Below are 13,294 nucleotides of genomic sequence, written 5' to 3'. Positions count from 1 at the left end.
AGTTAAGGTTGAATTCAATCTGAAAGTGAGTTGAGGGGGGCAGATCATATTCAAACATCAATTGCCTAACTGATGGGGATGAGCTGTTCTAATTGAGAAAAGTAAATTGTTCTAAGCCTTCTATGTACACGAAATCTAACTGTCAAACTATTTTTGAAAAACAGGAAACAACATGAAAAAATCACGTGCTCTTACTGTCAAACGATCAGGTTTTACTCTGATCGAACTTTTGGTGGTGATTTCGATCATCGCTTTATTAGCTGCTCTGCTGATTCCAGCAGTCTTCGCAGCACGAGAATCTGCACGTTCTTCTCAATGTAAAAGCAATCTCCGTCAGTTTGGTATTTCCATGCACTCTTTCGCTTCTACAGATCCCAGCGGAAGATACTGCACAGGGGCCTACGATTTCCGTCGTGACGGATGTCCTGATACTTGGGGTTGGGTGGCAGATATGGTTAACAGTGGATCCGGTCTTCCACAGAAAATGCTGTGCCCCTCATCTACATTGCTCGGGTCTGAAAAGCTGAACGACATGATTGGTGTTGCAAACACCAGTAATAAAGACTCAGCTCCACTCAGCCGCCTGAGTGAAGGAGTTTGTGCAACCTGGACTTCTGGTACAGAAGGTACGCCTGCTCGAATTCTTCAAGTAGCTAAATTGCTGGAAGATGGATATGGAACGAACTATGCTTCTAGCTGGTTCCTGGTTCGCTCCGGTGCAAAAACCAACGCCGGTGTGACTTCATCTGGTTTGAAAGGATTTGCTGGTAGCTTAGGTCCTCTAACCATTCGTCGTCTGGATTCTTCTCGGATTTCTTCTTCAGCAGTCTCATTCATGGGATGTGGTGCTCCCGGGGATGCCAGTGAAGCGGTATTGACTGACACAATTCCAGGATTTTTGGAAGCTGGTAACCGATTGGCAGAATCATTTAATGATGGTCCTGGTTTTTGGAATCCTGCAGCGGGAACTGGCGGAGCGATCGACTTGATGCCTGCTGGTACCAATGTGGTGGGAGCAATTCCTACTGAACTTCCTGACGCAAACCGTGCTGGAACAGCTGGTCCTGACGGAACGCTCTGGTTACAGGATTCTCGTGACTGGTTTGCATGGCACGGTCGTGGCCGTAACAAAATTTGTAACATCCTGATGGCTGACGGAAGCGTAAAAGCGATCGTGGACCTGAATGGCGACGGGTTCCTGAACCCTGGTTTCACTGGTTCTGCATCAGGTGGATCTGGACACACAGATGCCACAGTTGAATTGTTACCTTCTGAAGTCTTCTCCGGCCCCTGGTTGGATGCTCAGTTGACCAAAGGTAACTTCGAATAATCGAAATCTACTATCTAAAAGTTGATTCCATTGCGAGTGGCTGGTTTTAAACCGGCCACTCGCTTTTCTTTTGAATCTATTTTTTTACCACTCTTAAAAAACGAGGAACTGTTTCTGACTGCTCGTCGTCTTATACACCAAAGAGGTAACAAATTGTCCTTGATGATCCGGTTACCATTTGGCAACTGATCTGATCAAGTCAGGCATCTTTAACGAGCTTATTTCAGGAGTTTAGAAATGGACCGACGGCAAGCAGTTCAGGCAGGATTACTCAGCAGTGGTGCATTGCTGTTTGGGAAAAACCTCTTCGCACAAAGAGGCACACCCCAGTCTACTTCTTTATTAAAGAACGATATCCAGTTAGATTCAGATGAAATCGTTCACAATAGTACGACAGATACGATAAAAGGTGTTGTGACAGGCGTAATGATCGGTACTGAAAACTTGGGGAAGATTGGTAGAGGAGTTCACGCCAGAGAGTTTAGTGTTCCCGAAGGGACGCATTTGATTCTTGGCCAAGTGCAGGAAGCTGGTAATTATGGTAATGCGAAGTACGAAACTCTAGGTATAGCTATCAATACAAGTGTCTGGCGATGCCGTGTGATTTGGAAGATGGAATGGGATGTAGGCAGCGCTCTAACAACTCATTTTCATTGGGTCAAATTTTAATTTCACGATCTGAGCTTTGTGGCTTTTTAAATTGCATTTCACTTCTTAACCTGAGGTGAACTAAGTTCTGAATCAATGGGCAGTTGGTTATGAAATGAGTTCTTTGATGACATGTCCGTGTACGTCGGTTAAACGACGATCAATGCCGTTATGTCGGAAAGTCAGCTTTTCATGATCAATTCCCAATTGATGTAAAATCGTGGCGTGCACGTCATAACACATCGTTGGATTGGCTGGGTCAGCCGGTTTGAATGACCATTGATCCGACTCTCCGTAAGTGGTGCCACCCTTGATACCACCTCCAGCGAGCCAATTGGTAAACACAAATGGATTATGATCGCGGCCTTTGCTTCCCTGGCTACAGGGCATTCTCCCAAATTCGGTGGTCCATAAAATAATCGTATCATCCAGCATGCCGCGCTGTTTGAGGTCTTTAATCAAGGCAGCCGCGCCGATGGACATGCCGCGTCCTAACGGCCAGTGATCGCGTTTGATATCTTCATGCGAATCCCAGTTGCGACGCGGAAAACCGTTGTCAGCACCCGACCAGATTTGCACAAACCGGACCCCCTGCTCTAACATGCGCCTTGCCACCAGACAGTTTCGTCCAAAGTAGGCAATTTCAGCCTGCTCGCTAATCCCCTCTTGTACTTCAAAGTCAACCGAATCGAGCCCGTACATGTTGAGCGTACTTTTGGTTTCGTTCGAGAGGTCAAGTACCTTCGGAGCCTGCAATTGCATCTTAGCAGCCAGCTCATACGATTGAATGCGGGCATTCAATCGAGAATCGCCTGCGCGTTCCTGTTCATGACGTCGGTTCAACTGCTTTAAGGCGGCTTGCACATCACGATCGCTCTGGCGAGTAATAAAATCATTTGACGCGGGGAATAAGTTAGAGATCGGTGTCTGGGAATTCGGACGAATGATTGTTCCCTGGTTACTGGCGGGTAGAAAGCCGGCAGACCAGTTGGCAGCGCCATTAGGGGCAAAACCGCGTGGGTCAGGCAACACGACAAAGGTCGGCAGATTGTCGGTCATGCTGCCTAGCCCATAACTGATCCAGGCACCCATGCCGGGAAATCCAGGCAGAATGAAACCGGTGGCCTGCATAAAGGTGGCTGGTCCATGGACGTTCGACTTGCTGACCATGTTATGAATGAAAGCCATATCATCCACGCATTCCCCCAGTGGAGCAACGCATTCATTGAGCCACTTTCCAGAATCACCGTACTGTTTCCATTTCCAGGGGGCCTGCATTGTATTGCCTGGTGAGGACTGAAACAATTTCACTTCTTCGCCGGGAGTCCAGGGTTTACCATGTTCTTTAATCAGTGCAGGTTTATAGTCAAACGTATCACATTGACTGGCGGCACCCGACATATAAAGTTGGACCACACGTTTGGCGCGCGGCGGATGGTGTAACGTCTGCGTATTTGTTTGTGGTGCTGCTAACAGTTGATCGTTCTGCAACAGTGAAGCCAGGGCGATTCCCCCCAGTCCGCCTCCCGTTGACATCAGAAACTCTCGACGATCCATAAGACCACTTTCTCTATTTAGTCGATGAAGATAAATTCATTACAGTTGAAAATCAGTCGACAGACATTTTCAATGCCATATTGAGCGCCAATGTTTTGCAAGATGCCCAGTTCTTCCTGTCTTGGAGATCTGCCTAAGGCCACTTCAAATGCGAGTTTGATTTGTGACGTCTGGTCTGCTGATGCCGCTTTGATTTTTTGAGCATAAAATGAAGCCATACTGACCATGAAGTGATCATTTAAAAGTGACAGGGCCTGTAGTGCCGTTAAGGTCTCAATGCGTTTCGGAGTGATCTGCGAAGGATCAGCACAATCTAACGATTCCATAAATGGATCAGGTACTGAACGCACAATAAAGCGGTAGATCGAACGTCGGTGGCTTTTCTCCAAAATCGGGTCGTATTTTTGATAGAGATAGTGTGGTGAGTGCTGTGGTTTTTCGAGCGCGAATAAACGGTCTCCCGGGCCATACATGCGTAGATCCAGTTTTCCACTGACTTGTAACACCGAGTCGCGAATTGCTTCGGCTTCCAGTTTGCGGCGATTCATGCGCCATAATAATCGATTATCACCGTCGACTTGAATTCCTCTCTGATGAGTCAGAGAGGATTGTTGATAGGCGGTACTCAATACCAGCATGCGGTGTAGTGCTTTCAACGATTGTCCTTCATCTCGAAAGCGAACGGCCAGGTAATCCAGTAACCTGGGATGCGTGGGCAGCGAACCCATCTTTCCAAAGTCATTTGGCGTATCCACAATTGCCTGCCCAAAATGATATTGCCAGACACGGTTCACAATCGAACGCCAGGTAAGTGGGTTCTTGTGATGTGTGATCCAACGCGCGAGGGCAAGTCGGCGGGACGCTTCGTTCTCAGGTTTTTCAAGTTGAAACGCTCCCTTGAGATCGGAAATAAAATTCAATGCGGCAGGCTGAACTTCTTTGACGGGAGCTTTTTCGCTTCCTCGGCTGAGTAAATAAACGGGACGCGGCTTCCCCTCTGTCGGTGTAAAATTACCCTGTCGTTTGAAATGTGTGGTTGCGGCAAACACTTTTTGCTGTTGAGGCAGTTGACTCAGTTCTTTTCTCAGCCGTGATAATTCCAGCGAAATAGTTTTGAGTGAGGTCTTTTCTTCAGACGTTGTGAGACCTGCAAAAATCTGGTCGCGTTCCGATTTCAGTTTTGCCAGATCGAGATTCGAATCGGCTGATTCATAATGTTTGTCATCGATTAAATTTTTACGAGACCAGCGGGGAGCGTTTTCGATTGAATCGAGAGTTTCTACAACCGCCTGTTTGGCAATATTCTGACCGCGGGGGTCGAGGATTTTGATTTCTCCCAGAGCGAATATGAAATCATTCTCCCGGGGGGCAAGCTGTGTTGCCGTCATTCTCAAATATTGAAAACTAAGTCCCTGTAGATCGAATTCAACAGGTTTAGTGCGGGGATTAGGGAACTCCTGCTGACTGTGATCGGCGATGATTGTCTGCGCTGATGTAAAATCGCCTGTGTCAGAAACTTCCAGTTTGAAGCGTCGCGGAAATCCGAAACCGGCTCCAATATTATTAAAATTATCAAAGGCGGCGAACAGAACAATTTTCTCAGCTGTTACCGGCTGTTTAAATTTAAGTTGAACCCATTTATTAATGTTGTCTGACTTTTCGATGAGGCTGTGAAATCCATAAGCGGCTGTCTGACCCTGTTTTTGGTTCTCAGCTTTGGAGATCCGGGTTTCCAGTTGGGACAGTCTCTCTCCACCGCGGGCGCGAATCCTCGCCTCAATATTCTGTTTTTGTTGGAGGTTACTTTGTTGGGCAGCCATGAGCGTTTTGCGTTTGTTTGCCGTTTGGGGATTCGGCTCATAATCGCGGTCTGCACGATCGATGCCGGCGAAGACCGCCTGTAGTCCGTAGTAATCTTCCTGGGCGATCGGATCAAATTTATGATTATGGCAACGTGCACATTGTACGGTCAGGCTGACGGTTGTATTCATGACTGTCGAAACCATATCGTCCCGGTCCAGATTGCGCGTGATTTTTTTCTCAGGAAGATCCTCTCTGATTTCGATCTGCCCTACCCAATCAAAAGGACCGGCAACCAGAAACCCGGTCGCTGGTATACCGTCCTGCGAATGGGGCTTCAGGAAATCACCAGCCATCTGTTCCAGAATAAAATCCGTATACGGTTTGTCGGCATTCAATGCACGAATCACATAATCGCGATACGGCCATGCATGGTTTCGCAGTTTATCTTTGTCGTACCCGTGTGTGTCAGCATAATGCACAATATCCAGCCAGTGCCGCGCCCAACGTTCTCCATAACGGGGTGATGCCAAAAGTTGGTCGACCAGTTTTACATAGGCATTTGGATCTGGATCATTAATAAACTGCTTGATTTCAGCGGGAGAGGGAGGCAGTCCTGTCAAATCAAAATAAAGTCGGCGAATAAGGGTTCGGCGGTCTGCAACGGGAGAAAAAGAGAGTCCCTGCTTGCGTAGTTTAGCGAGGAGAAAAGCATCAATGGGTGTGCGTACCAGTTTGGTGTCTTCTGCTGAGAGCTGTGGTACCTGTGGAAGCTTCAATGGTTGAAACGACCACCAGTCTGTGTTTGAAAGCTGAGCTTCGCGAATCTGATATCCTGTGGGCCATACCGCCCCTGATTTGATCCACTGTTTCAGAATTTCAATTTCTGCCTTGCTTAATGGAGTTCCTTTTTTGGGCATTTCCGGTTCTGGACCGGTGACATAATCCAGCAGCAGGCTTTCTGTGGGCGAACCTGCGACCAGCACTCGGCCATTCTCACCTCCCTTTCGCAAGCCATCAACGGTTTCCAGTGAAAGGCCTCCATCCCTGGTGCTGGCATTGTGACAGTGGATGCAGTGCTTTTGTAGAATGGGGGCGACTTGTTTTTCAAACGTCGAATCTGCGGCATACGTGGTCGACAGCATCAACAGACAGCAGATCGGCATAAGAAAGTTTATGAGTTTTAAATTCAGCTTGATGAAAAAAGACATATTTGCTTTTCGATTCCTCTCAGAGGGAAGTCTCACTCGGCAGAACATTATTTGTCCCTGGTCTGGGTTTCAGTCGATTATAACCGACAATTTCTATCGTGGTTGGTTTGTTTCATAAAAACTAGTCTGTTTCCAGATCAAACAGATGTTGATTATTGCCTGTTTTCAGTGTGACTTTCAGTTCAGTGAGGCGGTTGAATTTGGGAGGAATGGAATTTTCAAATTCGTCCTCCATCGTTTCTCCATCAGTAGACAGAATCTGTTTTCCCGTCGGGACACTGGAATCAATTTCCACTCGGTAATCGCCGGGGCTGGGTCCCTGTTGTTTGGGGATCATGAATTTACCCGATTCGATCTTCGCACCAGCAGAGGCTCCTTTACCAGCAGGAATGAACGTGATGACTCCCTTCTCGACCGGGTTTCCATTGAGTGTGACCATGCCTTCAACCTGAGTTCGCTCGAAAGTTTTTTCTTTGGTACAACCAACGAAACAGACAACTGAGCAGCAGAATATTAATATGCTCAACTCATGATTCTTCACTTGACTGGCCCTTCCTCTAAAATGACTGAGCTTCTTCCGGAAAGTGCTACAAAAACAATTCGAGTATCGAGAAAACCGTTTTAAAATTCGCCGATGACTTCTTCTCCGGCCATGCTACTCAGAGCCTGCCAGGTAGCGAGGTCAATATTTTCTGACACAAATCGTACAGAGCCATCACACAATAAGGCATGCACGCCTCCTACATGCATGCTTCGCGATGCATTACTGCGGCCGCTTCCAGAAACAGAGCCTGTGCATGGGAGACGCGTACCTTCAGAGACGCAAAGGACTACCAGATCGGGAGAGGAGCTGTTTGGACCGACACGTGTCATGACTACTGTCTCCGGTTCATCGTTCCAGATCCAGGCCCGATAGTCGTTGGCACCAGTTGCCGGTTTTAACATTTCCATCATCGCCAGCGTGTTACTTGATCCATCGGTAATATCTCGGAACTTAGCACCAAAGGAATTGTTAAAGGGTGCAGCTTTTCCCTGCGCGCCAAAGGTGCCTTGTCCCCAGTTGACAGCGTAGTTTCCACGAATGCTTCCGTCAGGATTAGATGTCCAGATGGCTTCACGATCAGAAGGGCATTGCCATACAGGAATCGGTACGAGTCGCACGCCGTTTCCTGCGGGCTGAGGATCATGCACTGTTGCATGCCAGTTTTGATTATGGTCATACATGTTATAAATATTTGCCATATCAATATAAGGTAGCAAAAACACGCAAAATGGAGTCCGTTTCCCATTGGGACCAGGAGATGACGGGGTGGCAACGCGATAAATCATGCCGGGAGGAAAACGGCTATGGGCATCGTGATAGTTATGAAGTGCTAACCCAAGTTGTTTGAAGTTATTTTTGCAGGTACTCCTACGAGCCGCCTCGCGCGCCTGTTGAACTGCGGGCAGTAGAAGTGCTATTAAAATCGCAATGATGGCAATCACCACCAGTAATTCAATCAATGTAAATGCGTAGCGTTTTTGTCTGGCATGGTTTTGAGCGACTAACATGAGGTCTCCTTGGCCTAACATTGAATAAAACAGATGGAAATAAAGAAAAAATTCCCCGGTGATTATGAATGTATAACTCAACTTGATTGCAGAGGAGGGAAATCATGGCTGAACCAAAGTCTGCCCTCTGATTGTATATGGCGCGCCGATTTTCGATTTAGTACAGGAAGTTTTGTTATTTTGTACAAAATTTGGTGAATCGTACTTTTTTTGGTACCAATCAGAACAATTTCGCGCCACATACTATAGCGGGGACGCAGAGTGGTTCCTGCTGCGCACTTTGATTTCCTCCAACGCCTTATTCCTGCTAGACTTATCTTCGACATGAGTGAGCCTCTGAATAATCCGGTCATGAGCGAAGAATTCTTCCGTCTGTTTTCACGGGATGACCGTAAGGTTTATGGCTATATCCTGGCGCTGGTATTGGATGTTACGGCTGCGGAAGACATTTTTCAGGAGACCTGTGTGATTCTGTGGAAAGAGTTTCCTCAGTATGACCACGATCGTAGTTTTTTAAACTGGGCCAATGGGATCGCATTTAACCAGGTCAGGAAGTATCGCCGGAAGTATCAGAACAAGCGATTGGTCTTCAGCGACAGTCTGGTAACCGAGTTGGCGGAAGATGTTTCGTCGATGGTGGAAGATTTAAGCCAGCGTCAATTGGCACTCACTCAGTGTCTACAAAAATTAACCTCCCGTGAACGTGAACTCATTGATGCCTACTACGGAAATCAGGAAACCGCGGCCACGGTGGCAGACCGTTGGAAATGTTCCTCGCATGCCATTTATAAAACGATCAAAAAAATTCGGAAAGCATTATTTGATTGTGTGAATCGTCGTCTTTCCAGCGAGATGTCGTAATGACTGAACCAAAACAAACTCTGTCTGAACAGATATTAGAACTGGCCGATGCGCAATGTTCGGGGACCATTACCGAATCCGAGATGGAAATGTTGGAACGCTTATTGACGGATCACCCGGAGTGTCGCCAGGAATATCTCGATTATGTTTTCCTGCATGTCAGCCTGACAGGCGTTGCGACTTCAGGAGAACTACTTTCTGTTGAGGCGATTGAAAAATCAATTCTTCCCTGCGACACATCCCGTACAACTTCCCCAAAACCGTTACACCTGTGGTTCACACAAACACTCTGTATTTTAGTTTGTTTGTTTTCGATCGGTTTTTTCTTATTTTTTTCAAAGGATGAACAAGCCAATGTTCCACCTCAAGTTGTAGATAAGACTTCCCAATATTACTTCGACGAAAATACGACTCCCCCTGAAGAGGTCGCTACATTGTCAGAGACGGTGCAAGCCACTTGGGAGTTGTTAGGAAAGCATCCCGCAATAACAAAACACTTTCAGCCGGGAACTGTCAAATTAACTTCTGGGAACGTGGCATTTGCGTTTTCAGGAGGGGCTGACATCTCTCTGGTGAGTCCTGCCCTGTTTGGAATAGAACGCAAAAATCATGGAACCTTGTTTTCAGGGACACTTTCCGCGCACCTGACCGACCCTCAATCTCCCTTTACCTTGGAAACGCCAAGTGTCGAGGTCATCGATTTGGGAACCGAATATGAGGTGACCGTCAATGAAGCGTTTGAGACTTTTGTGCATGTGCTGGATGGTCAAGTCAAAGTGAAGCCGCGTCGTCGTCTGCCACGTTTTTACTGGAATTTCGATCAACGGGAGGAGAGCCCACTCACAGATACAATTTCCGGTAATGCGATCCGTATTGGAAAAAATACGAAGCGCATTCCCGGATTGATTGGTGAGGGAGCAGTTCGGTTTAACAATAAACCTGATGCAAGCCTGCTCTTAGGAAACGGTGGTGGAATAGAAGTTGGAACGGGTGATTATTCTGCTTCGACTGGTGTCACGTTAGAAGCGTTAGTGATTTCAGAGTGGCAAACACCCAATGAACCTCAAACTAAATACCCCTTTGACTACGATGAGATATTCCGTAAAGAAGATGGCAACTATCGTATTCTGCTCAGCTTTCAGAATGATGATGGCGCGTCTCAGACACAAATTCCAGATGTGGAACGCGGTCCGTGTCTGTCGTTTGGACTCTTTCTTTCAGGCATGGGTTATAACGAGCTCGATATGCCCCTGGATGGAAAAGAGGGACGTCCGTCTTTAGAGGAAATCCGGGATGGAAAACCACATCACATCGTAGCAACCTACAATGGTTGGACAGGAATCAAAGCTATTTACGTTGATGGAAAACTTTGCATGAGCCATCGTTTTCCTGTAGGGACGATGATTATCAGCGGCGGTCGCACACCGGCCGTGATCGGGAATCTGATTTCAGGAAATTTTGAATCGCTGGTCGGCAGAGAACCCTTCAATGGTGTCATTGATGAAGTTGCCTTTTATGGTTTTGCATTGGACGCGGCGACAGTTGCACAGCATTATGCCCGCGTGCAGCAGGGAAAAGATTATTTTGACGGCCAGTTGAATAATTTCGTCATGCAGGAAAAGGAAGGTGGCAACGTTCTACTCAATAAAGGCGAAAAAATGAAATTCGCCGCGGAGACCGGAGAGCCAATTTTCTGAAACGGGAATTGTCTTCAGTTGATTTATCTTATTTAATCACTCATCCAGTGATGTTCCGTGAGTTTCCCTGATCGTGAGACAGATGAGAAATGATACGACGGCCATAGCAGAAAGATACCATGAAAATGAGACGGGATTACCGGTTTCCTTGACCAGCCAGGCCGCGACTACCGGAGCGGTTCCTCCGAAAATCGCAAAAGTCAAATTATAGCTGACGCTGGCCGCGCTCACTCGCACGCCTCGCTTAAAGAGTTCTGTGAGTGTGGCCGGTAGTGCACCCCCAAAACAGGCGAGCAGCAGGGCAAAACAGATTTGTCCGGTGAGGATCATGGTAAAATTGTGATGGTGCATGAGATTGATCAGGGGATAAGAAAAGAGAGCCACACCCCCTGCTCCGATCAGTAAAAACGGTTTGCGGCCAAATTTATCAGCCAGCATGGCCGCAAAGGGCAGCGCGATCGACAGTACGGCCATACTGATGGTATTGATGTCAAGTGCTTCCCCGCGGGGCTCGCCGACTTCTTCTTCCAACCAGGATGCCAGATAAATGAAGACTGTGTAAAACGTGACGGCGATCATCAGATTGAGTCCGGCAGCCTGGAGTAGTTCTTTCCGATGATAGGTCAATGCCTCCCTGATCGGCGAGATCTTTGCTTTTTCTGTTGGTTCTTTTGTGATCGGTTCTTCTGGAATCCCATGTCGGATGAAGTAACCTACGAAGGCAACCAGCACTCCCGCCAGAAAAGGCAGGCGCCAACCCCAGTTGAGCAATTGTTCGTCGGTTGTCAGGCTGTTGACCAAAGCACCGACTGCAGAACCAAGTAGAATGCCACAGGTGGCTCCGATCATACTCCAGGAGCCAAAAAAAGCGCGACGTTCGGGAGGCGCATGTTCAACGAGAAACACAAACGAACTCGTATATTCACCCCCGACCGAGACGCCCTGCACCATACGTAATAAGACCATGAGGACCGCCGCATAAACGCCAATCTGTGCATGTGTCGGTAAGATACCCACCAGCAATGTTGGTACGGCCATCATGATCACCGAGATGGTGAGGGCTTTTTTGCGTCCGATGCGATCGCCAATATGGCCAAACAGAACCGCTCCCACAGGCCGCATCAGAAAGCCGGCAGCAAAGGCTCCAAAAGAAGCGATCAGCGAAGTGCTGGGATCGTCTGAAGGGAAGAAAAGTTTACCAATCGTAGGGGCAAAAAAACCATAGACGGCAAAATCATACCATTCCAGAATATTGCCAATGAATCCTGCTGCGACAACACGAATATTCTTACCACCGACTTGTGTGGTGCCTGCCATTGATGATGCTTTCTGGATGATGTGATGGATTTATGGGGTTAGTAATGTGAGATAAGTTTAGAGGAAATGCAATTAATTGGGAATGGCGGTGTTATAAAGAACTGGATTTTCTAATTGGGCATCGGTTACTGAAGATATCCGGGTTTGCTCGTCATGACTTCGATACCCGAATCGCGCAATGATTGGATCGTGACGGCGGATAGTTTTGTGCCACTGACATTCACTTTGCTCAGGTTTGGGATTTTTAACAGACTTTCTTTCACCTGATCGGTGATCAGCGTGTTTGATAATTCCAATTTCGCTAAACTTGGAGAGTGAATCAGGTTTTTAATTCCTGCGTCAGTGATGTGAGTATTTGTCAGAAAAAGTTGGTGCAAATTTTTCATGTAGGTGAGTGGGATCAATCCCTGATCGGTGACTTCTGAATCATTCAGCATCAGAAACGTGAGTTGTTTTAAGCTAGCGACCTGACGCACATGTTCATCTTTAGTAGCTTTACCTTTCAAACTTAGATAACGCAGTGACTTCACTTCGATTAGATGGTTGAGAGAATCGGCTTTGATTGCCGAATTATCAATGTTGACACAAACTAGATTTTTTGATTTGGATAAATGACGCAAACCATCACCGTCGATGACTGTATTATTGAGATCCAAATAGTCCAAATTGGGAAGGGAAGCAAGATTCTCCAGACCTGTATCAGTAATACTTAAATCGGAAAAATGCAGGGATTTTAAGTTCTTCAATGTTGGGGCACACTGAAACTGATCTCCCGAGAAATCCAAATCACGGAGCATGAGATACTTCAGAGTCGGTATTTTTTCCAGTACATTGAGTCCTGAATCAGTGAAAGATCCACCGGCAATACTGAGTATCTCAAGAGGGTATTTGGACAGCTTAGCGAGACCAAGATCAGTGATGGTAGTAGGGTGTTTGTCGCTTCCCAAATGTAGATCGCGTAAATGCGATTGATCCCCCAGGGAGTCGATGAACTCGTCGTTGATCGGATAGTCTTCTGAACTCTGGATAGAGATATGATAAATTGTTCCGATTGCATCATTTAACTTTAGAGGTAGTTTCAGACAATATCCATTGGCACACAAGGGATTGGCAAAATAAACTTTCCCCCCATGGCTGCGAATCGTTTTTGCTAAAACCACTGAGCGTCCACGCTGGGATACAAACGGGGTGAAGTAGATCACAACTGCCAGTACAAGTAGGACTAACGCATTGCGGAGGTTAAACCAAGGCCGTGATGGCTTATTCAGATTTCGGAATCCAGCAGATATGCGATGGTTAAACATTGGTACGATTCTTTCGAA

The 13,294-nt window shown here is 46.9% G+C and carries 10 protein-coding genes; 4 read left to right on the top strand and 6 right to left on the bottom strand.

Annotation, left to right across the window (positions count from 1 at the left end; all coding sequences use genetic code 11):
• The first annotated feature begins 172 nt into the window (after positions 1-172).
• Both V202x_RS06915 and V202x_RS06910 read left to right on the top strand, forming a co-directional pair.
• Complete coding sequence (locus V202x_RS06915) at positions 173-1,330, top strand: DUF1559 domain-containing protein (protein WP_145172456.1); 1,158 nt, start codon at positions 173-175, stop codon at positions 1,328-1,330.
• A gap of 237 nt (positions 1,331-1,567) precedes the next feature.
• The gene (locus V202x_RS06910; protein WP_145172454.1) at positions 1,568-1,999 is read left to right on the top strand and encodes a hypothetical protein; all 432 of its coding nucleotides are present in this window, start codon (positions 1,568-1,570) and stop codon (positions 1,997-1,999) included.
• 87 nt (positions 2,000-2,086) lie between these two features.
• Here the strand turns inward: V202x_RS06910 and V202x_RS06905 are convergent, their stop codons facing one another.
• The 4 genes from V202x_RS06905 to V202x_RS06890 all read right to left on the bottom strand — a co-directional run bounded on the left by V202x_RS06905 (position 2,087) and on the right by V202x_RS06890 (position 8,097).
• Positions 2,087-3,535: a DUF1501 domain-containing protein gene (locus V202x_RS06905; protein WP_145172452.1), complete on the bottom strand. Its 1,449-nt coding sequence runs from the start codon at positions 3,533-3,535 to the stop codon at positions 2,087-2,089.
• Positions 3,536-3,552: 17 nt separating this feature from the next.
• Positions 3,553-6,546: a PSD1 and planctomycete cytochrome C domain-containing protein gene (locus V202x_RS06900; RefSeq protein ID WP_197993265.1), complete on the bottom strand. Its 2,994-nt coding sequence runs from the start codon at positions 6,544-6,546 to the stop codon at positions 3,553-3,555.
• A 121-nt stretch (positions 6,547-6,667) separates the two neighbouring features.
• Positions 6,668-7,087 carry a hypothetical protein gene (locus tag V202x_RS06895; protein WP_145172450.1) on the bottom strand — a complete coding sequence of 140 codons (420 nt, stop codon included), beginning with the start codon at positions 7,085-7,087 and terminating at the stop codon, positions 6,668-6,670.
• Positions 7,088-7,167: 80 nt separating this feature from the next.
• A complete protein-coding gene (locus tag V202x_RS06890; RefSeq protein WP_145172448.1) occupies positions 7,168-8,097 on the bottom strand; it encodes a DUF1559 domain-containing protein in 930 nt (309 codons plus the stop codon).
• A gap of 324 nt (positions 8,098-8,421) precedes the next feature.
• On the opposite strand from V202x_RS06890, the gene V202x_RS06885 reads away from it, so the two are divergent.
• A complete protein-coding gene (locus V202x_RS06885) occupies positions 8,422-8,958 on the top strand; it encodes a sigma-70 family RNA polymerase sigma factor (RefSeq protein WP_145172446.1) in 537 nt (178 codons plus the stop codon).
• Positions 8,958-10,655, top strand: a complete 1,698-nt coding sequence (locus V202x_RS06880) for a LamG-like jellyroll fold domain-containing protein (RefSeq protein WP_145172444.1) — start codon at positions 8,958-8,960, stop codon at positions 10,653-10,655. The genes V202x_RS06885 and V202x_RS06880 overlap by 1 nt, the downstream gene beginning before the upstream one ends.
• Positions 10,656-10,691: 36 nt before the next feature.
• On the opposite strand, the gene V202x_RS06875 is transcribed toward V202x_RS06880, so the two are convergent.
• Complete coding sequence (locus V202x_RS06875) at positions 10,692-11,972, bottom strand: MFS transporter (RefSeq protein ID WP_145172442.1); 1,281 nt, start codon at positions 11,970-11,972, stop codon at positions 10,692-10,694.
• 125 nt (positions 11,973-12,097) lie between these two features.
• Positions 12,098-13,276 (bottom strand): hypothetical protein, encoded by a 1,179-nt coding sequence (locus V202x_RS06870; protein ID WP_145172440.1) that lies wholly within the window; start codon positions 13,274-13,276, stop codon positions 12,098-12,100.
• Between the last annotated feature and the right edge of the window lie 18 nt (positions 13,277-13,294).

It is taken from the genome of Gimesia aquarii (assembly GCF_007748175.1).
In the GTDB taxonomy this organism is placed as follows: domain Bacteria; phylum Planctomycetota; class Planctomycetia; order Planctomycetales; family Planctomycetaceae; genus Gimesia; species Gimesia aquarii_A.
Note: the sequence above shows the minus strand (reverse complement) of the source record. Positions and strands in the feature narration are given on the sequence as shown.